A 20,719-nucleotide genomic window follows, 5' to 3' on the forward strand; every position below is an offset into this window, starting at 1 on the left:
GGAAACTATGCAGAGCCACACACAGCCGAAACCCCACGAAGGAGCGGAACTACACGCACCGCTTCCGCATAGTCGCGGTCTCGGCATAGGTCAATCTATGCAGACATCCGCATAGATCGACGAACTCGGTTATCTCCCGCTGCCCGAGGACGGCGCCTCCGCCCTGTTCCAGGTGATCAACCAGAGGTATCTGAAGTCGAGCACGATCCTGACCACCAACGTCGGCATCGCCGACTGGGCCGGCGCCTTCGGTGACGCCACCGTCGCCGCCGCGATGCTCGACCGGCTCCTGCACCGGGCCGCAGTGGCCGGCATCGACGGACCCTCCTACCGGCTCCGCAACCACCAGACCCAGGCCGACACCATCCGCAAGGGAGTGAACGCCCGTGTCTCCTGACGCCGACACCGCCCCGCCCTCCCTGCAGCCCGCTAACTGCCCTGTCTGCCAGGGCGAGTTCATCCCGCACCCCCGCCAGATCTACTGCTCTCCCCGCTGCAAATCCGCAGCCCACCGACTTCCACCCGCACCCCCCGCAGCCCACATCTGCCCCGTCTGTCAGGGCACCTTCACCGTCAACCCCCGCCTGCGACAGGTCTATTGCTCGCCCAACTGCCGCCGCGACGCGGAGAAACAGCGCAACCAGGCCCGCGATGAACAGCGGGCCATCCGCCTCGGCGAGCAGGCACGACCGGCACCCACGGGCGTCCCCGCCCACACGGAGCAGGCCCTGGCACCCACCGCGATCCGCAACTGCCCTCACTGCGAGCAGCCGGTCACCATCGTCGCTCTGCTGGCCACCCCCGAAGCGGCCCGGCCGTCGGTCACGAACCGCGTCCCCGACATCACTCCGCTCAGACGAACCCCGTGACCGGCGCAGGCAGCAACTCCGCCTGACCGTCACCGATCAACAGGACCCCGGCGGCCTTCGGCCGCCGGGCAATGCCTTCCGCAGGGCCACAGCACGCGCACGTCGCACGTCCCATGGTGCTTCGCGCAATTCCGGGTCAGGCATGCGAAACCCGTCGTCCTCGAACCGGGGGACGACATGAACATGCACGTGGTGAAGCACCTGACCCGGGATGTGGTTGTTCTGCGTGACGGTGCTTCCGACAGCCCCATAGGCGTCCTTCACCGCGGAGGTCACTCTCGCTGTGACCTCGAAGATCTCATGCAGGAGATCGACGGGGAGGTCATGCAAGCCGGTCACGTGAGACACGGGCAGGACAAGGGCGTGACCGGGGTTGTTCTGCCGCTGCTTGAGCGCGGGGACGACGAAGACGTTCTCCGAGCGATAGGCGACCAAGTCCTCATCGATCTCATCTCGCCCGATCCTGCAGAAGACGCAGTCACTCACCCTCAAGACCTCCGAAGTCACCTCACGCCGGCGCTGTCCAGCTGGAACGACGAGTCTGGCAGGTCACGCCCGGGTGGACATCTTGATTCCTCTGAGCTCACTCACCGCGGCAGCCCGCCCCGGTGCGACCACGGACCTGGCCACTCACGCTCTTGCTCCCCACATCTTCCAATACCTGATCAAGTGAGGACGAAGAGCAGGTCTGGTCGAAATCAAGAATCCTCATCACGAGTACGTCCAGGACGGCGGTCACGTCCGTGTCGGTGGCGGCCGGGTACTCGTCGCGCCGGCCGACGCCGTGGCGCCGCTTGTGGGCGAGCAGGGTGTTCAGCAGGGGGCGGGTGGCGTCGGTGTAGCCGGAGCGCGGGCGGACGTCGGTGGCCGGGTAGAGGTGCAGGGCGGTGAACGTGCCGTCGGGGTGGAAGTCGCAGTCGGCCGCGTAGTACGGGCCGTCGGCGTTGGTGAAGCGGCGCAGGCCCACCGTCCGTGCCCGGTGCGGCCTTGAGGGAGCCGTCGAGCGCGGCCCGCACCGTCTCCTCGGTGGGGCGGGCCTGGTCGGCGGTGATGTGGAGGTAGAGGGCGCCGGGGAAGGAGTAGACCGGCTGGGTGCGCTCGTCGAGCCGCTCGATCACCGTCTCCGGCATCTCGCCGCCCTTGGTGGGGGCCTGGGAGATGAGCAGGTGGGGGCCGACCGCGAGGACGTGGCGGCCCGCGATGACGGTGTCGGTCAGGTCGCCTATGCCGGCCAGCGGGGCGAACCGCAGCTCGCACGCCGCGGTCGCGGCGCCGTGCCCGAGCGTGTCGAGCAGCGGCCGGTAGGTGCGCAGGGCGGCGGCCAGGTCGGCGCCGTACGCCTCGCGGCGGGTGCCGAAGCGGCCCGCGAAGGCGGCGGTGTAGGGGGTGATGGAGAAGCGGATTCCGTCGAAGCAGTCGCCGGTGCTCGGCGACCAGACGCTCGTGCATGGCGGTCAGCTGCGGGGAGCGGGAGGAGTATCCGACGGTGGAGATCCGCAGCTTCGCGCCGAGGACGTCGCGGGCGAGCCGGGCATAGAGGTCGAGGTAGGGGTAGGAGCCGATGTCGTTGTCCAGGTAAGGGAAGACCACCCTGGGCCGGTGGATGCGGCCGAAGGCGACGGTCAGGCGCCGCTCGGCGGCGACCTGCCCGAAGGCGGTGAGCAGGCCGGTCAGCCCTTCGCCGGTCAGGCCCCAGGTGTCGCGGCCGGCGCCCTGCGAGCACATCGCGCACCCGTTGAAGCAGCCGACCTGCGGGGCCGCGTACTGAAGGCGGGTGAAGGCGTCGTCGGGCAGGGTCCGCAGCTGCTCCAGCAGCCCGGGCACCGCGGTGGTGGCGTGGGTCATGGGGGTCACCTCGCTGGAGGTAAGGCGGTCGCGGTGAGGTGGGCGGCCAGCGCGTCCAGCAGGCCACGGCCGGGGCCGGAGAGCTGGTGCGGGCCGGCGAAGGGGCGGCCGGGGCCGGTGGTGAGGCCCTCAACAGTGCCGAGTTCGGCGCCGGGCAGGCACACGACGTCCTGGCCGGGCAGGCTGGTCAGCAGGACCTCGCTGCGGTCGGCGTCGGCCTGGTAGGGGTGGGTGCCGGGCCGCACCCATGTGAGGTGGGTGTTCTCGGCGGCCGGGCGGTAGACGCCGGGCCCGCGCAGTCCGGTGAGCCGTACGGGCCGGTCGCCGTGGTGGCGGAGCTTGAGGTAGAAGGGCCCCGGCTCCGGGCTGGTCGCGGCCGTGAGGGTGGCCTGGTTGAAGTCGTCTGCGGGCGGCAGCCAGTCGGGATGGCCGCCGAGCAGGATGGTCAGGTGGGCGGCGGTGAACGGGGGCAGGCCGCGCAGCTGCTGGTTGACCGCCGAGACCTCGGTGGTGCCCTGGTTGCGGCAGTTGATCTCGTTGAGCTGCACGCGCCCGTCGCCGGTGAGCAGGGCGTCCAGTCCGAACATGCCCGCCATGCGGCGGGTGTGCCACAGAAGTTCCCCGACCCGGACGGCGGCGTCCACGAGGTCGGCGGCGGCCTGCGCCGGCCACGGCCTCGACCAGTCGTTGCCCGCGCTCTTGCCCGGCCCGATGCCCGCCTCCGGGATCCCGATCGCCTTGTGGGAGGGCCGGTCCACGTACACCGACACCCACCCGCGCCCGTCCGGGACGCTCAGCACGGTCACGTTCGAGGACCAGCCCTCCACGAACGCGGCCACCTTGTACGGGCCGTCCATGCTCGCGGCGCGGGCCAGGTCGGCGTCGGTGTCCACGAACACCCTGCCCCGCCCGCCCGAGTCCGCGCCGGACTGGACCACCAGCCGCGCCGCCCCGACCCGGGCGCGCAGCTCGGCGAGGTCGGGCAGCCTGGCGTCGACGCGCACGCACGGGATCCGCGTCCGCTCCGGTACGCCGGCGGCCCGCAGCAGGGCGTCGAAGGCGGCCTTGTCCTCGACCGCGGCCCGCAGACGGCCGTCGATCGCGGCGACGGTGCCACCCGGGCCTGCCCACCGGCGCAGCCGGTCGGTGGCGTACCAGGCAGCGATCACCGGCGGAGCCGCCCGTGTGCGCAGGAGCGCGGACGCCTCGGCATCAACAGCCTGCATCCAGGCGTGCCGCTGCCCGGGCCCGCGCACGCGGGTGCGGGCCTCGGCAGCCAGGACGGTGTCCGGCGCGGCGTCGGACCAGCCGGGATAGCAGCCGACCGCGACCGTCGGGCGGGCCGACGGGAGAGGGGCGGGCCCGGTGTAGAGGGTGCGCATCGAGGCGCAGAACCGCTCGGCGGACACCAGGACCCGGCCGTCCAGGGCGCGGGCCAGGGCGCGGTCGGCGGCCTCGGTCAGCCCGGCGTCGACCAGGGTCCGGGGGGCATGCGGCACGCTCCAGGGCGCCGGGCAGCCGGAGCGGCCCGCAGGCGGCCGGGTCGGTGAGGAGGGTGTCGGCGATGGTGGCGGCCATCTCCTCGGGCCGGTGCGCGGAGGTGTCGAGGACCAGCAGCCGGTGGCGGCGGCCCATGCCGTAGGTGAGCATCGCGGTGAACGCCTCGGCGAACCGGGCGTCCTGCACCCCGCGCACGTCCACGCCGTCCGGCTTCTCCCGCACGCCGAGCCGGGTGCGGCGGACCTCGGCGGGGGCGGTGAGGTAGACGGCGAGGTCGAACGGGGCGAACAGGTGCGGCCAGCGCAGCGCGAGGACGGCCGACAGGTAGGGGCCGCCGGCCATGCCGAACGCGACCGTGCGGTCCACGTAGCCGTCCTGGATGAGCACGGCGTCGGGCGGCTCGGGGGCGGCGGCCCGCACGAGCAGGGAGTCGACCAGGTATCCGGCGGTCAGGTAGGCGGTGGTGACCAACGTGCTGTCGGGCTGGCGCACCAGCGGCAGCTTCTTCAGCGCGCGGCGGGCGGGATGACGGCCGGCCAGGAAACCCCTGTGCTCGACCACCGTCCGCCCCCGCGCCGCGAGTTCGGCCGCCAGCGCGGCGGTCAGGGTGGTCTTGCCGGACAGGTCCAGGCCGTCGATGAGGACACGCATGACGTACCTCCGGAGAAGGATGAAGGGATACCCGCACCGTGAGAGCGGCGGGCACCGCCCACGTCGGACCGGAACCGCAGCGTCTGGAGCTGCCTGCGGTGGCCGGTGTGCGTGGGCAGGGAGGGTCGACGGCCGCCGGAGTATGAGCCCGGCGGCACTTCGTTGCCCACCAAGAGTGGGATCAAATGTTCGATGGAGTCGACATGTTGAGGGGGGTCCCGAGGGGGTCCCGCTCTGCGAAGCAGTAACCGGCCCCGTGCGCTGAGTGATTGGATGGCGGTGTGGAAGAGACCGCCCGTCATCCGCTGGTTCTGGCGCGGCTTGCGCTCGGCATGACGATGGAGGAGTTCGTCTCCGGCATCCGTGATGCGGCCGCCCGGCGCGGTCTGCGCTCCGGCACGGACGAGGCACGGGTCCGCAAGTGGCAACGCGGCGTCAGTCCCAGCGAGGAATCACAGATCTACATCGCCGAAGCGCTCGGCTGGCCCGCGGACATCGTCCGCGCCGACGACTGGCCGAACTGGATACCGCTCACTGCCGACGGCGTCATCCCGTTCGGGCCCCACAGCTCTGTGTACGCCCTGAGAGAGGCTCTGCGAACCGCTATGGAACGCCGTACCTTCATGACGATCCCCGGCACTGCCCTGGCCGCGCTGGCCGCGGACTGGGCCGCCGGCCCCGCCACCGCGCTCGCCCGGGCCCGCGACGGCAAACCGATCGACGAGGACTTCGTCGCGCTCCTGGAAACCACCGGTCAGCGCCTTGGCGGCCTGGCCACCGAGGAGCGCCAGCACGCCCCCGCCCTGCTGGACGCCTGCCTGTCCACCGTGACGAATCTGCTCACGCACGGCCGCTACACCCCCGCCGTCGGACTGCGCCTGCACACACTGGCCGCCTCCCTGGCCCAGACGGTCGCCTGGCACCGCTTCGACCTGGGGCGCCACACCCACGCCAGCCAGTACTGGATCGCCGGCCTGCACAGCGCCCACGCCGCCGGTGACCGCGACATGGGCGCCGGCCTCCTGGGCGACCTCGCCTATCAAGCCGCCTGGCGCCACGACCACACCACCGCCGTCCACATCCTCAACCACGCCCTGACCCGCGCAGACAACCCAGCCGCCCGCTGCCTGCTCCAGCTGCGCCTCGCCCGCACCCTCGCCGCCCAGGGCGACCGAAGCGAACGCCGCACCGTCCTGCGCGCACTCGCCGCAGCCGAGCAACACCTCAGCGACGCCGGGACCGACCGGCCCGCCTGGTGCGCCTGGGTGTCCGAGGCCGTTATGCGGTCTGTCAACCTGTTCCAGCCCGAGAGTGTCTCAAGGCTTCGCTGCTGCCTGGCTGCATGACGACGAGTCGTGGGCCAGGCAGCAGCGCGCGGTTGTCAGGGCCGCGTGGCGATGATGGCTTCGGTGCGCACGACTTTGAACCGCTCCAGGCCTGATGGAGGCTCCGGACTGTCCCGAGTTGGGTGGCCAACTCGGCCTCCAGCTCGGCGATACGCTTGCGGGCCGCGGCCAGTTCGCACAGGTCGCTGCTGTTCGTACCGGGCAACTGCCCCGTATCGGTGAGGTGTTGGCGACGCCAGACATAGATCGTCTGGTCGCTGATACCGAGGAGCTGGGCAACCTCGGCGACCTTCCTTCCGGATGCGACGAAATCGAGGACCTTGCGGCGGAACTCGGGCGGAAAACTGCGGGGCATCACGGCCTCCGAAGGCGGAGCCTCCCCCTGAGTGGTGGACACGCTGATACTGGATCTGCTTGATCCGGAGAAAGCGAGACCACCGCCGATGGCGATGAAGGATTATTCGGACGAGTTCAAGGCCGATGCCGTGGCCTTGTACGAGTCCACGCCCGGGGCGACGTACAAAAGCATCGCCGCCGACCTGGGCATCAATCGGGCCACTTTGCGCGAGTGGGTGCTGCGGGACCGCGAACGCCGCGGGACCACCGCGCCCCCACAACGGCCGGGCAGACGTCACCCTGGGCCGGGGCGACAGAATCGTCGGATGATCCGGACGAGCGGATCCGGCAGCTCGAGGCACGGGTCGCCGAGCTGGAGGCCAGTGAGCGGAAGCTGGCGACCGAGCGCGACATACTCCGCAAGGCGACCAAGTATTTCGCCGGAGAGACGAACTGGTGAGGAGCCGCTTCCAGTTCGTCGACGATCACCGGGACGCCTACGAGGTGAAGCGGCTCTGCGAGGTCCTGGAACTCTACAGGTCCAGCTACTACAAGTGGCTCTCCGGCCGACAAGCCAGGATGGCCCGGCAGCACAGGGACCGGGTCCTGGTCGAGCGGATCCGGGAGGTCCACGGCGAGTCCGGCGGCGCCTACGGTTCCCCACGGGTGACGGCCGAACTCCGCGAGACGGGCCTGCGGGTCAACGAGAAACGCGTCGCCCGAGTTATGCGGGCGTTTTCCATCACGGGCATCCACCTGCGCAGACGCGTCCGCACCACCGTCCCCGACCCTGCCGCCGCGCTGGTCCCGGACCTCTTCCAGCGGGACTTCACCGCCCCGGAACCGGGCCTGAAATACATGGGGGACATCACTTGCATCCCCTTGGCGGGCGGGGAGTTCCTCTATCTCGCGACCGTCCTGGACTGCTTCAGCCGCAGAGTCGTCGGCTGGTCCATCGCCGACCACATGCGCACCAGCCTGGTGACGGACGCCTTGCGGATGGCCGCCCGGACCCGTGGCGGCCTGGACGGGGCGACGTTCCACTCCGACCACGGAGCGCAATACGGTTCCAGGGCCTTCGCCGATCTCTGCACCCAACTCGGGGTCACCCGGTCGATGGGCGCGGTCGGCACGAGTGCGGACAACGCTGCCTGCGAAAGCTTCCACGCGTCTCTCAAACGCGAGACCCTCCAGGGCGCCCCCGACTACGGCGACGCCGCCACCTGCAGAAGGACCGTATTCGCCTGGCTGACCCGCTACTGCACCCGCCGTCGGCACTCCGCCAACGGCCACCTCAGCCCCAACGAATACGAACGCCGACACCACGCGGCTAAGCTCACGCTCGCCGCGTGATCAACGAAGCGTGTCCACCATCACGGGGGAAGGCCCGGCTGCTGGATCGTCAATAGCCCAGCTAACCGACTCCATTAGAACCGGGGCCTACCACTCCGAGATCCAGCTCCGCTGTTTGTTGTACACACCCTGCAATGGATTACGCAGCCACAGACCGTGGGAAGCGAGTTCGGGTACATCAATCCTCCGACACAGTGCCGCTTTGGATACGCGGCTCTACGTCTTTGAGCATCCATCTGCAGAACCCGCCGAGGCCGATGGTGGCGATCACGATCAGGAAGCCGGCGGTCAGTGTGGGGTCGGCGAAAGCGAGCCAGGGAACCTGGGTGGTCAGCGCGTTCGCGGCTTCCACGGATCCAGTGCCAACCAGGGCCGGGGCGGACAGCATCCGCGCTTGGCCGCCGGCGCTCCGAACGGACTCGTCGATCTTGCTGCTGGTCTCGGAATCCCCGCACAGGTAGCTGCGTGCGGACGCCCCCAGGCAACGGAAGAAGCCCCGCTCGTGGTGCAGCGTCTGGGCCAACGCTCGCACCGTTGTGCTGGGAATCTGGTCCGGCATGGTGTCGGGTGAGATGCCCAGATAGAGGCGCAGCTCAGGCAGCTCCACGGCGAGGACTTGGAGCACCTTGTACTGCCACAGCGCCTGCTTCGCCTCGTCGGCGAAGGTGCGTTCGTCGAGATCCCACACTCGCCGCGCCCCGGTCCCGGTGCGGTCGGCTTGGGTGAGGGGCCTTGAGTGCGCGAAGGGCTCCTTTACGATGATCCCGAGGAGTCGGCCGACCCGCCACAGGCGTTCTTCCTCACTCCGTTGAGGATCTGTCAGGACATCTTCGAGCGTGGCCTTGTACTCGGCCACGGCGAGTTCATTGAGCTGGGTTACCGCATAGGAGAGTTCCTCTGCCCGCATGGGTCCTCACCAACTTCGGTCGTTGCCTGCCACTGCCGGGTGTGCGGCCGACTCGGGGTCCGGTGGGCGCGGGAGTCCGGGCGGCCGGAGTTGGCAGGTGCGGTCCCGTTCGACGGTTTTGCCGCCGTCGCGTCGCACCCACTGGGCAGGGAGCATCCGGGCCTGCCGCGCCGGCCAGCGCCCGCTTCGACGCGCACGGTTCTCGCCGCCTGCCGGGCCTCTCCACTTCCACCGTCACGCCGCTGGCGGCGTGCTGCAACCGAGGGCCGATTACCCGCCTCCAGCCGCCTGCATCAGGGAGTGGATCGCCGAGACCGGCGAGGTTCCGACCGTGCGCGAGATCGACGCACGCGTCGTACTGAGCAGCGCGTCCTCCTGCCGGTGACCTCCGGGGTGTGCCGGGTCAGGAACGGTGTCACTGCCGCCTGGAGCACCGCGGCCGCGAGCAGCTGCGAGGCGACCAGGGAGAGCGGCGGGAGCCCCCGCGGCGACAGGTACTTGCGTACGTAGACGAAGCTGACGGCATAGCGGAGCGCGGCGCCGAGGCAGGCGGGCTGCCCGCCGACCGAGCCGCCCGCGTCCCGCCACGGCGCGATCACCCGAACCGTGCCGCCGAACCCGGCGAGAAGCCCCAGGGTCCTGCGCCAGGTCGCCCGCTCGGTGGGCAGGGTCACGGCGGCGAGGGCCGTGGTCAGCAGGGGCGTGCCGCCGATGAGGAGCCCGGCGATACCGGCGCCGGTGCTCTGTTTGCCGTATGACAGCAGCAGGAACGGCAGGACGTTCCCGAACAGCGCGGCGGCGGCCACATGCGCCCAGACGCCAGCGATGCGGGCCAGGGCGACCGCGAGCAGCACGGCGGCGCCGAGCACCAGCAGGCTCAGGACGAGCTGGCCCGTGGTCAGCCCCTCCAGCGACATCTTGATGAAGGTGAGACCACTGCCCCACAGCAGTGCCAGGAGCAGGAAGCTCGCGGGGGTCGTGTCTGGGTCCTTCGTGGAGACGCGGTGTCCGTCTCTCCTCCGTGGTGCGGCTCTCGCTTCGGGCTTACGAGTCTTCCGGCACCCGGGTCCCAGGCGCACGAGGCAGTGTCCCGGTCGTGTCCCAGGTGGGGCTGGGAAGTCGGCGCTGTTGCAGGCCGCGATGTGCCGTCGCACGATGGAAGTGTCAGCCCGCACGGCACGAGGCGTGGCCGACGATGAGATCCCGTACGGCGCAACTGACGCCGTGACACACGGACCTCCTGCGAGTGACCATGACAGTCGTCTCTCTTTCCTGGCCGGGCACGTCCGCCCAGGACATCCACTTGGTCCCGGACGTCGTCGGGCCACGGCTGGATCATCTCCTGTTCATCGAAGACACGACTGGGAACGTGCGGGCCGACGCCCCGCCGGCGGGTGTGACGGTCTCCTTCGCGGCGAACTTCGTGATGGGTGCGCCCGGGACAGCGGGCGTCACCGTCGATGCCCACGGTGCGGTGACGGTGACTGCGCCGCTGCCTGCGCCGCCAGCGCTGCGGCTGCTCGACTTCCTGGTGACCGCGACGGTGACCGAGGGCACCCCGCCGGCTACCAAGACGTTCACCGCGTACAAGCGCTTCCACATCCACAACTCCATCACGCGGATGTGGCTCACGCCCGCCTCGCTCACAGTGCATCAGGGGGTGCGCAGAAGCCGGTTCACGATGCTCGCCGAGTTCGACGACGGTCTTTACGGCGATCTGACGGCGTGGTGCCCGGAGAACCCCCCCAACCCGGGAGACCAGACGTTTGTGCGCCCGGCGGGGACCGCCACTCCGGCGGTCACCTGGTCGTCCTCTGCGGCGGCCGCCGTAGGGGCCGACGCGCAGACGGGCCTGCTGACCGGAGCGGCCAACACCGGCAATGCCACGATCACAGCAGCGCTGCCGGCCACGCTCGCGCCGCCGCTCGCCCTCCCTCCCACCGGAACGGCCAAGGCCGCGCAACCGTGGAACACCCCCGTCACCCTGACCCTGGTCGACGGCCCCGGCTTCGCCGCGATGGCGAACTCGGTCAACATCCTGATCCTGCCGGACGGTTTCACAACCGCCGACCGACCGGGCTTCGAGCGACTCGCACGGGGGCTCGTGGCCCGACTGCGCAAGCGGCGGCGCACCCGCCCGTACGACCTGCTGAAGGACAAGCTCAACTACTTCATGGCCTGGGTCGGGTCGCCCGAGGCGGGAATCAACGCGCATGAACTGATGGGCCGTTCACACGTGATCGGCACGCGCGCGGAGGCACGAGAGACCGACACCGCGGTGGCGCCGGGCGCCGTCGCAGGGGCGCTGCACATCGCCGCACCCCCCACACCGGCCACCAACGACCTGTTCCTGCTGAACGAACCCGATACGGCGTTCGCGTTTACGCTGGGCGAGCGCCCAGCGGCACAGCGGTTTCTCGCGATCCGTTCGGTTGATGTCCATCCGTCGCGCTTCGACGAGCAGGACTTCGACGACTTCCTCGGCGCCCTGCGCGACCCGGCCGGAGCGACGGTCGGCGGTGTCTGGACCAGGGGCGGCAAGGACCAGGACCGCATCGTGGTGTTCGCGCACTCGCGGCGAATTGGGGGCAGCAACCGCTTCCGCTCCCCGTCAGGGCGGACCATCGGCATGACGTTCGACGACGAAGATATCCACCGGATCGAGGACGCACCTGGCGGGCTCGGCAAGAACCTCCTCGCCGACACCATTCCCACGATCCATCTGGACCTCTGGACCACGGCGGCACACGAGCTCGGGCACTCGTTGACCCTTGAGGATGAGTACGGCGGTGGCGGAGTCCTGCCCGCCACGCGGGTGGCGGACCTGGCTGCCACAGCGAACGTACAGCCGCGCAGCACGCTGCTGACCGGCGGCAACCTCGATGCCGACAAGGTGAAGTGGCGCTGGCCGCGGATCCGGAAGGCCGGGGTGCTGGCCGCCGTCCCGTTGGCACTGGGCGGACCTCTCTTCCGCGTCCGCCTGGAGGCGGGCCACGCCGCGCAGTTCAAGGTCGACGACGTCGTCCGGTTCCGGCGGCGCCCGCTGCTGACCGCGCCGCCGCCAACGGACCGTTTCCTCGTCACGGCGGTCGCCGATCCAGAGGTCGAGGTGGAGGCGCTCACGGCGGCGGCGTTCGTTCCGGCCAACTTCCCCGCTGGTACGGCGCTGATCTCGCCCGTACGCCTGCTGCCAGACCCGGATCCTGGGGCCCGTGTCTTCGGGCCCGACCTCGAACTGATGCACGTGGATGTCCGTGCCCGTATCAACGCCACGCGCAACCCGCTCAACGCGCGACCCGAACCCACCCCGGCCAACCGGCCGTGTCCGGGCGCCGCGGCCGTCCCCACCCGGGCGAGAAATTTCCCGGGCCGCGCGCCGAACCCGCCGCAATACTCCTCGTGGATCGTGGGACTGTACGAGAACGGTGCCGAATTCGACTGCGACGTGTACCGGCCGACCGGCGTCTGTCTCATGCATACCCTGCACTACGACCCACCCGCCGCGCAGGGCCAGGCGTACCAGTTCTGCCCCGTCTGCCGCTACGCCGTGGTCGACTTCATCGACCCGACCCAGCACGGTCGGATCGACGTCAACTACGCCCCGAGGTACCCGAGATGAGCGGCGACGACCGGTCCACCCTCAACGTGGTGGCACGGCATCTGGCGGCGGCCGTCGAGCCGCTGGACCGGGGGTTCCGCGACGCCGACTCCTTCCGGCGGCTGATGTGGCAGCTCGGCTGGGACGTGCAGGGCCTGCCACCGAGCTATGTGGCCGTCGCCGACGCCGCCGTGCAGGCCGCCGCCGCGGCCGGGGCGCTCGCCGACGACGCCGGGCAGGACGAGATCGTCGCGCTCATCGAGGCGGCCGGGGATGTCTATACGGCGGTTGACGGGCTCGGCGACGTACCGCCCGGGGTGGATCCGGCGGCCATGCCCGAGCTGGCCCGGAATCTTTTCGAGTATCTGCTGGCCGAGCATCTGCTCGCCGAAGTGCCGAAGTTCTTCTCGCTGCTTGAGCTGCTCGGCGTGGTCCGCTTCGAGTCCGTGGAGCCGGCCGATGTCCGCCCGGGCTTCGTCCGTACCCGCTTCGACTGGGAGCGGCTGCCCGAGGTGCTCGCCGATCCGGCGTCGGTCCCGGCCGGTGTACTGGGCTGGGGCACCGCGGAGTTCGACTTCCGCCGCGCCGCCGAGCTGCTGGGCGAGCTGACGCTCGCGCTCGGGCTGCCGTCGTCGGTGGGCGCAGTGCCGTCGGCGTACGCGCAAGCGATCCAGGACCTGGCGACCGGGACACCGGCGCGGCCGCTGCGGCACGGCCTGACCATGCCGTTCTTCGACATCCCGGTCGCCGGTGCGTACACCGATGTCGGCCTCGCGGTCACCGAGTTGCCGGCGGAGGGCGCGGCGCTGCCGGGCATCGTGATCGGGCCGATGGTGCCGGACGGGATCGCGCAAAACATCGACCTCGGCGGTCACTGGACGTTCAAGCTGCGGGCGGGCACGGATCTGGCCGAGCAGCTCGGGATCGTCCTGCGACCCGGGGAAACCTCGGTCCGCTACCCGTTCGCGCCGGGGCACTCCCTGCCGTCGGCCGGTCTGGGCTTCTCGCTCACGTACGCGCCCGATGCTCCGGCGATGCTCTTCGGCCAGCCGGGCGGCAACCGGATCGAGCTGGCCGGTGCCACCCTGTCGATCGGCGTCGACGTGCGGGGCGGCGGTGTCGAGGTCACGCTCGGCACGGAGCCGCGTGGGGCGGCCCTGGTCCTCTCGGCCGGTTCGCTGGACGGTTTCCTCGGCTCCGTGCTCGGCGACGGTGACACCCGGCTCGAGCTGCCGCTGGGGCTGTCGTGGTCGAACCGTACCGGCCTCGACTTCCAGGCGGGCGCGGGGTTCGAGCTGTCGCTCTACCCGCATGCGGGCTTCGGTGTGCTGCGCTTCGACCGTGTCGACCTCGCCGTGCGGGGCGCGACCGGCGCCGGTGTCACTCCGGAGATCGACGTACGCGCGGCTGCGGCGCTCTCCGGTGCCCTCGGGCCCGTCGCCTACACGGCTGACCGGATCGGTCTGCATCTGCCCGCCCGCTTCGAACCCGGCAACGCGGGCCCGTTCGACATCGGCTTCGGTGTCCTGTGGCCCACGGGCCTGGGTCTGGTGGTCGACGCGGGTGGTGTGGTGACGGGCGGCGGCTTCATCCGGCTCGACCCGGACGCCGGGCGATACACCGGAATCCTCGAGCTCGAGATCTTCGACATCGGCGTTACCGCGGTCGGGGTGCTCGACACCAAGGACGCCCGGGGCGACGACCTGCCGGCGCCGGGCTTCTCGCTGCTGATCGCGCTCTCGGGCGAGTTCCCGCCGATACAGCTCGGCTACGGGTTCACCCTCAATGGCATCGGCGGGCTCGCGGCGGTCAACCGCAGGCTGGACTCAGACGCGTTCCTGTCCGGAGTCCGCACGGGTGCCGTCGACTCGATCCTGTTCCCGCAGGATCCCGTCGCCCATGCGCACACCCTGGTCTCCAACCTCACGACCGTCTTCCCGGTCGCGATGGGCCGGTATGTGTTCGGGCCGATGGCGATCCTCGGCTGGGGCACGCCGGCCCTGGTACGCGCCGAGATCGGTGTGCTCCTCGAAGTGCCCGACCCGGCCAGGCTCGCGCTCGTCGGCCAGGCCTCCGTGGTGCTTCCGGAGGACGCCCCGGTCGTCTCGCTCCACGTCGACGTCGCCGCACTCCTCGACGCCGCCAAGCGGCTGCTGGCCGTCGACGCCAGTCTGCGCGACTCGTACGTGGCGGCGTTCCCGGTCTCCGGCGACATGGCACTGCGTTTCTCCTGGGCCGACCCGCCGAACGTGGCCCTCGCGGTCGGCGGACTCAACCCGCAGGTCACACCACCGCCCGGATTCCCCGATCTGCGCCGCACCACCATCGCCCTGGGGACGGGCGACAACCCGCGGGTGAGCCTGGAGGCCTACTTCGCGCTCACGTCCAACTCGCGGCAGTTCGGCGCCCGCGCCGAACTCTTCGCCAAGGCGGGCGGCTTCAGTGTCAAGGGCTGGCTGGGCTTCGACGCACTGCTCGTGGTCGTCCCGCTGTCGTTCCGTGTGGACTTCGACGCCGGTATGGGCCTGTTCCGGGGCTCGAACCGGATCGCGGGGATCTCGGTCGACGGGCATCTGACCGGCCCGGCGCCGTTCCACGCGTGGGGCAAGGGCTGCCTCTCGCTGCTCTTCTTCGACATCTGCGTCCCGTTCGACCAGACCTTCGGCGAGCGTCACGAGAACACGCTGCCGCCGAGCGACCCGTGGCCGCTCCTGGAGGCCGCGATCCGCAGGACCGACAACTGGTCACCCGGTCTGGAGCCGGATGTCGCCGCCGCCGTCGCGCTGCGGGCCCCGCCGGACGCTCCCGGCACGCCGCTGCTGCACCCGATGGGCTCGGCGACACTGCGCCAGACGGTGCTTCCCTTCAACCGTCCGCTGGAGCGTTTTGGCCAGTACGAGATCCAGGGGCCCGACCGGTTCGACATCGACGACGTCTCCGTCGGGAGCTCCCTGGCCGCGCACTGGTCGCTGGTGCGCGACCACTTCCCGCCCGGAGACTTCGAGGACCTCTCGGAGACGGAGCAGCTGTCGCGGCCGTCGTTCGAGGAGATGGACGCCGGGGTGACCGTGGGCGGGGACTTCGTCGACGGGCCGCTCGTTGCGCTCAAGTCGGCGCGCTTGGAGTACGAGACCCGGATCATCGACGCGCCCTGGGACGACCGGCCGTTGGCCCGCGCGCCGCTGGAGCGTGCCGTCCAGCTCACCGCCGTGGCGCGCGGCAGCCGCGCGGTGTCGGCCTGGGAGGGCACGGGCGTCGGCAAGTTCACCCCCGCGGTCCCGGCCGGGCGGGGCGTGGTCCTCGCTGCGGAGGAGTACGGTGTCGCCTCGCTCGACACCCTCTCCGTGCGCTCCGACCTCGGGACGGGGCTCACCAAGGGGGCCGCGTACGGGGCGCGGAAACGCACGGGTGACCGGGCGGGCGTTCAGGTGGTGCCAGTGCACGAGCTGGTCGGTGCGTCATGAGCACCCCCGCGTCGTACGCCTTCCTGCCGTGGCTGCGGCGGGGCATGGTGCGCGAGGTCGACCGCCCTGACGGGACAATGACCGGGGCGGCGCGGGCCGCGGTCCCGGTGACGCTCGGGATCGACGCCGCTGGCGAACGGCACACGGTGACCACGGGGTTCGAGCTGTTCGGTCCCGGTGAGGTGGTCTCCGTCGACCCCCGTGTGGTGATCCGTACGGTGCCCAGGCCCGACGAGGCCGACGCCGAGCCCAGTTACTTCCCAGCGGTGGAGTTCGCGCAGCCCGACTTCCCGTGGCGCTTCACCCCGGCCCGGGCGGACGGTGCGCGCGGGCGGCTGCGGCCCTGGCTGGTGCTCGCGGTGCTGCCCGAGGACGCGATCGTCGAGGAGCGCCCCGCCCTGGGCGACGGGACGCTCGCCGCGGTCACCGTCGACCGTGCGGCGAGCCTTCCGCTGCTCACCCAGAGCTGGGCGTGGGCGCATGTGCAGATCGACGGGTTCGACCAGGCGACCGAGGTGCTCGACGATGTCGTCCGCCAGGCGCCGCGGCGGGTCCGCTCGCGTCTGGTAGCCGCGCGCCGCCTCGCGCCGCGCACCCGCTACCGCGCCTTCCTCGTCCCCGCGTTCGAGCGCGGGCGGCTGGCGGGTCTGCGCGAGACGCCGGGCAACGCTGTCGACGGCCTGGCCCCCGCCTGGCAGCCCGATGCCGAGCGGGTCCGTCTGCCGGTGTACTACGCCTGGCGCTTCCAGACCGGTGAGGGGAGCGACTTCGAGACGCTGGCACGGCGGTTGCGGGCGCGTCCCGTGGACGGCCGTACGGGCATGCGGGACATGTTCGTCGGCGCGGCGGACCCGGCGCTGCCGCCCGCGGCCGCGGCGCCGCTTGCCATGGAGGGCGCCCTGGTCGCGCCGGCGGCGGCGAGCAGCCCGTGGAGCCCGGCGGAGCGTGCCCCGTTCGTGACCGCGCTGGCCGCGCTCCTCAACCGGCCGGCCGAGCTCCTTCAGACGCCCGGGGCCCCGCTGACCGTGGCACCGCCCCTGTGGGTGCGCTGGCAGGCCGCGGCCGAGCGGCTGCTGACGGCGGCCGGTGCCCCGCCCCGCTGGTTCCATGAGCTGAACGCCGACCCGCGGCTGCGGGCGGCGGCAGGGCTCGGCGCCGATGTCGTGCGCGCCAACGACCAGCAGCTGATGGCCGAGGCCTGGAACCAGGTCGAGGGCATCCTCGCCGCCAATGCCGAGCTACGCCGGGCGCAGATGTCGCGCGCCGCGTCCGAGCGGCTGCTCGAGCGTCATCTGATGCCGCTGCGCACGGAGGACTTCCTTGCGGTGACGGCGCCGCTGCACCCGCGCTTCGCGTCGCCGGGCGCGGGCGCCTTCGGCACGGCGGCGATCACCGTGCACGAGCGGCTGCGGCGCAGCCCCGTACCGGACGGTGCCCTCGCCGGTGGGCTGCGGCGGGTGCTGCGCCCCGGCGGGCCGGTGGGCCGCAGGCTGGAGCGGCTGCGCGCGGATGGCGTGGCGCCGCTGCTCGCCCGGCTGAACATGGCGAAGGTGCGGGCCCGACCGCCGGTGGCGACGCCGGCCGTGCTGGTGACGCGCGCCCGGGTCGTCGCGGCGCTGGAGCGCGAGGGCGTTCTGCGTTCGGCCGGGCGGCGGCGCGTGGCCACGGACGTTCCGGCCGCGCTGGCGCTGCTGGCCGCCGCCCGCGCGGCCCGCCACCGGGCCGGACGGGCCGCGGCGCTGGCGGGCGCGGGAGCGGCGCTCGCCCGGGCCTGGGCAGCCCGGCGGGCGGCGGGCATCGCCGCGGACCAGCGGCGCGTGCTGGACCCGGACGCCCGGCCCGAGGACGTCTTGGCCGTCCGCCCGGCCCGCGGATTCGTGCCGGCGCTCAGTGTGCCCGGCGCGTGGGACACCGGCCCGGTACCGGTGGACCATGTGCCGCCGGCGGAGGCGAGGGCAGCGGCCCTGCGGTTCCGGGACGCGCTCGCTGATGCGCTGCACGACCTCAACTCCCGGCCGGCGCCGGGCCCCGAGCTGACGGTCGCGGACCTGCGCGGGCTCGCGGGCTCGCTGGCCGCCCGCATGCAGCCGCGACTGACGGTCGCCGACGGCCTGCGGGGCCGTCTGACCGTCGCGCCCTGGGTGCGCTGGGAGTACGGGGATCTGCTGGAGCCGATCATGGCGGCGCCGTCGATCGAGACGCCGATGTACGAGCCGCTGCGCGATCTGGGCCAGGACTGGCTGCTGCCGGGCGTGGACCGGATTCCGCCCGACACCGCGACGCTGCTGCGCACCAACCAGCGCTTCATCGAGGCCTATATGGCCGGCCTGAGCCACGAGATGGCGCGCGAGCTGCTCTACCACGAGTACCCCACCGACCAGCGCGGCACCTACTTCCGTCAGTTCTGGGACGTGCGCGGTGTCGTCGGTCCCGGCGGTACGGCGGCGGACCCCGCGACGCTGCGCGACATCGCGGAGATCCACCGCTGGGGGACGGGCACGGATCTCGGCGCGCACACCGGCCGCAGCCCGGCGCCGCGCGAAGGCCACCTGGTCCTGCTCATCAAGGGCGAGATCCTGCGCCGCCATCCGAACACCCTGGTGTACGCGGTGCGTACGGTCCTCGACGGCGGGCGGCGCGCGCTGGGCGAAGAGCGGAAGTTCCCGGTGTTCGAGGGGCGGCTCGATCCCGACATCTCCTTCTTCGGCTTCGATCTGCTGCCCGTCGACGTCCGGGGCGACTCCGATCCGCAAGCCGACCAGGGCTGGTACTTCATGCTCCAGGAGCAGCCGACCGAGCCGATATTCGGGCTTGACGCGGACGACGGGCACTACGCGGCGCGGCCCATGAGCTGGAACGACCTCAACTGGGCACAGCTCGTGGCAGACATGGCGGCGCTCGACGCGCTCGGGCACATCGACCTCGACGCGGAGCTGCCCGACACGACCCAGGTGGTGCCGGCGGCCGGCGAGCCGCCGCTGGCCTGGCACGCCGAGCACGGCCTGGGCGCGCGGGGCGCCAATGGCTCGGATCTCGCCTATGTGACGCTGCAACGGCCGTTCCGGGTCGCGATCCACGGCTCGGACCTGCTCCCGGAGGAGGACGCGCCATGAGCGAGAAACTGGAGCGGCTCCGCGCGGCACGGGCCGCGGCCCGCGACGAGCGCGGCAGGGCGGCCGGCCGGCTCGCCGCCGCGCGGACCGCGCTGGCCTCGGCGCGGGACAAGGACCGCGCGCGTCTCACCGAGGAGCACGCGCGGGCACTGGCCGCGCTTCAGGAGGCACGCGCCGGCGAGCGGCAAGCACTCGACGCGATCCGCGGCGAGCTGCCGCGGCTCGTCGCGGACCCGGTGGCGCAGATCGGCGCGCTCGACGCCCGCTTCCCGGTCGCGCTGCTTCCCGTACGGCTGGAGACCCGCTTCCGGCGCGACACCGGCAGCCGGGGCGGCCGGCTGCTAGTGCGCATCTACCCCGACGGGCTGCTCGCGCACGGACATGAGCCGCTGCTCACCGACGGGGAGGCCGAGGCGGGCGAAGCGTACTGGCGGCGGGTGCACGACGGCATGCCGGAGGCGGAGTCGTGGACGCTGCTGGTCGGGGAGGCGACGCCCGAGCGGGCGGCATGGATCGTGCGGCGCACCGAGCCCGCGCAGGACGGCGGCGGCCACCCGGTCTTCCCACCGCGCGAGCCGCGGCCCGTCGGCTGGCACCGGGCGCCCGAGGCGCCGCTGCTGCCCGACCGCTGGATCGTCACCTGTTTCCGGGGCGGTGCGGTGGTGCACCGGGCGATCGGGAAGCCGGTGCGTGAAGGCCTGGCGCTGACGTTGCGGATGAGCGCCGACGGCGAGGAGGCGGGGCTGGACGACTCCGTGGCGCTGACCCCGGACGGCCTCTCCGTCGAGCCGGAGCTGCGGTGGGCGTACGGCTTTGACGAGGCCGTCGAGGCGGGGATGGCGGTCGCCGTCGAGGTCACGGCCGCCGATCTGGTCGCGGGCTTCGACACGGTGCTCGCCACGGGAGTGCGTACGACGGCGGGTCCGCAGCGGCAGGCGGAGGAGCTCGCGGAACTCTTCGACGGGCTGCGGTTCAGCCGCGGCCTGGCGTTCGTGCCGCAGGGCGCCAAGACCAACAACTCCGCGCACGCGCCGACGGACTACCCGCCGGCCGATCCCGCGGGCGCGGCGAGTTTCGCCGTGGCGCGGGGTGCTCCGCGCGCCGCGCCCGGCACGGACGGGCACCGTTTCATGCGCGCGCTGGGCCTGGACCCGGCGACGGCCGACCAGGTGGCCGGCGCCGAGCGGGACGAGCAGACGCCGGCGCGGGCGATGGCCGACGTCCTGTGGCCCGCGACGCTGGGCCATTTCCTCGACCAGATGATGACGCCCGACATCGGCGCCGCCACGGCGGAGGCACTGCGCGCCCATGCCGACGCCCATGTCCGCCCGCGCGGGCCGCTACCCGCGTTCCGCGCGGGCGCGGTCCCGTACGGGCTGCTGCCGGTCAGCGCCCTGTCGCGATGGACGCCCGGGCGGGACGCGGAGCAGCCGCTGGGCCACACCCTGCCCGTGTGGCTGCGGCGGCTGATGCGCGTATGGCGGACCGCCGCGGGCACCGCCCCGCATCTGGGGCGTTCCTCGGACCCGGACGCCGATCTGATCGAAACGCTCGGCCAGCACGCGAGCGCGCAGGGCGCGCAGATCCGCAAGGTGCTGGGACCCGACCTGCACACGAACATGTTCAGGCTGCTGGGCCTGGACTTAGGGCCTGCCGGGAAACAAGTCGTGGCTTCCAGCTGTGGGGCTCGTTGTTCTGGTATGGGGAGACCGGAGGGGATCGAGGACGTCCTGGCTG

The 20,719-nt window shown here is 71.9% G+C and carries 12 protein-coding genes and 2 pseudogenes; 8 read left to right on the forward strand and 6 right to left on the reverse strand.

Annotation, left to right across the window (positions count from 1 at the left end; translation table 11 throughout):
- Positions 1 to 115 precede the first annotated feature (115 nt).
- Both ABZ464_RS50785 and ABZ464_RS50790 read left to right on the forward strand, forming a co-directional pair.
- Positions 116 to 397, forward strand: a complete 282-nt coding sequence (locus ABZ464_RS50785; protein WP_359289606.1) for an ATP-binding protein — start codon at positions 116 to 118, stop codon at positions 395 to 397.
- Positions 387 to 869 carry a hypothetical protein gene (locus ABZ464_RS50790; protein WP_359289584.1) on the forward strand — a complete coding sequence of 161 codons (483 nt, stop codon included), beginning with the start codon at positions 387 to 389 and terminating at the stop codon, positions 867 to 869. Before ABZ464_RS50785 ends, ABZ464_RS50790 begins: the two co-directional genes overlap by 11 nt.
- A 36-nt stretch (positions 870 to 905) precedes the next feature.
- On the opposite strand, the gene ABZ464_RS50795 is transcribed toward ABZ464_RS50790, so the two are convergent.
- The 3 genes from ABZ464_RS50795 to ABZ464_RS50805 form a co-directional block, all read right to left on the reverse strand.
- A complete protein-coding gene (locus tag ABZ464_RS50795) occupies positions 906 to 1,355 on the reverse strand; it encodes an HIT family protein (RefSeq protein WP_359289586.1) in 450 nt (149 codons plus the stop codon).
- Between the two features lie 97 nt (positions 1,356 to 1,452).
- Positions 1,453 to 1,836 carry a hypothetical protein gene (locus tag ABZ464_RS50800; protein ID WP_359289588.1) on the reverse strand — a complete coding sequence of 128 codons (384 nt, stop codon included), beginning with the start codon at positions 1,834 to 1,836 and terminating at the stop codon, positions 1,453 to 1,455.
- 883 nt (positions 1,837 to 2,719) lie between these two features.
- Entirely contained in the window at positions 2,720 to 4,213 is a 1,494-nt protein-coding gene (locus tag ABZ464_RS50805; RefSeq protein WP_359289590.1) for a hypothetical protein, read from the reverse strand.
- A 933-nt stretch (positions 4,214 to 5,146) separates the two neighbouring features.
- On the opposite strand from ABZ464_RS50805, the gene ABZ464_RS50810 reads away from it, so the two are divergent.
- Positions 5,147 to 6,211, forward strand: a complete 1,065-nt coding sequence (locus tag ABZ464_RS50810; RefSeq protein WP_359289592.1) for an XRE family transcriptional regulator — start codon at positions 5,147 to 5,149, stop codon at positions 6,209 to 6,211.
- On the opposite strand, the gene ABZ464_RS50815 is transcribed toward ABZ464_RS50810, so the two are convergent.
- Positions 6,156 to 6,608: a transposase gene (locus ABZ464_RS50815; protein ID WP_359289594.1), complete on the reverse strand. Its 453-nt coding sequence runs from the start codon at positions 6,606 to 6,608 to the stop codon at positions 6,156 to 6,158. The two genes, ABZ464_RS50810 and ABZ464_RS50815, sit on opposite strands and share 56 nt — an antisense overlap.
- A gap of 46 nt (positions 6,609 to 6,654) precedes the next feature.
- On the opposite strand from ABZ464_RS50815, the pseudogene ABZ464_RS50820 reads away from it, so the two are divergent.
- Positions 6,655 to 7,900, forward strand: a pseudogene (locus ABZ464_RS50820) (IS3 family transposase).
- Positions 7,901 to 8,078: 178 nt separating this feature from the next.
- Here ABZ464_RS50820 and ABZ464_RS50825 read toward each other — a convergent pair.
- Together ABZ464_RS50825 and ABZ464_RS50830 are read right to left on the reverse strand one after the other, a co-directional pair.
- Positions 8,079 to 8,807 (reverse strand): hypothetical protein, encoded by a 729-nt coding sequence (locus tag ABZ464_RS50825; RefSeq protein ID WP_359289596.1) that lies wholly within the window; start codon positions 8,805 to 8,807, stop codon positions 8,079 to 8,081.
- 293 nt (positions 8,808 to 9,100) lie between these two features.
- Entirely contained in the window at positions 9,101 to 10,135 is a 1,035-nt protein-coding gene (locus ABZ464_RS50830; RefSeq protein ID WP_359289598.1) for a DMT family transporter, read from the reverse strand.
- Between ABZ464_RS50830 and ABZ464_RS50835 the strand changes: the two genes are divergently transcribed.
- The 4 genes and pseudogenes from ABZ464_RS50835 to ABZ464_RS50850 form a co-directional block, all read left to right on the forward strand.
- Entirely contained in the window at positions 10,111 to 12,426 is a 2,316-nt protein-coding gene (locus tag ABZ464_RS50835) for a hypothetical protein (RefSeq protein ID WP_359289600.1), read from the forward strand. The genes ABZ464_RS50830 and ABZ464_RS50835 overlap by 25 nt on opposite strands.
- Positions 12,423 to 15,869, forward strand: coding sequence for a DUF6603 domain-containing protein (locus ABZ464_RS50840; RefSeq protein ID WP_359289602.1), 3,447 nt, complete (start codon positions 12,423 to 12,425; stop codon positions 15,867 to 15,869). The genes ABZ464_RS50835 and ABZ464_RS50840 overlap by 4 nt, the downstream gene beginning before the upstream one ends.
- A complete protein-coding gene (locus ABZ464_RS50845) occupies positions 15,866 to 18,982 on the forward strand; it encodes a hypothetical protein (RefSeq protein WP_359289604.1) in 3,117 nt (1,038 codons plus the stop codon). The genes ABZ464_RS50840 and ABZ464_RS50845 overlap by 4 nt, the downstream gene beginning before the upstream one ends.
- Positions 18,979 to 20,719: pseudogene (locus ABZ464_RS50850) on the forward strand (hypothetical protein); the annotation flags it as partial. The gene ABZ464_RS50845 and the pseudogene ABZ464_RS50850, both read left to right, overlap by 4 nt.

It is taken from the genome of Streptomyces sp. NPDC005820 (assembly GCF_040630255.1).
GTDB lineage: Bacteria > Actinomycetota > Actinomycetes > Streptomycetales > Streptomycetaceae > Streptomyces.

What these genes read in the sequence shown, in the direction of transcription:
- ABZ464_RS50825 (WP_359289596.1), bottom strand. Translation starts at nt 8,807, where the DNA reads ATGCGGGCAGAGGAACTCTCCTATGCGGTAACCCAGCTCAATGAACTC.
- ABZ464_RS50840 (WP_359289602.1), top strand. Translation starts at nt 12,423, where the DNA reads ATGAGCGGCGACGACCGGTCCACCCTCAACGTGGTGGCACGGCATCTG.
- ABZ464_RS50845 (WP_359289604.1), top strand. Translation starts at nt 15,866, where the DNA reads ATGAGCACCCCCGCGTCGTACGCCTTCCTGCCGTGGCTGCGGCGGGGC.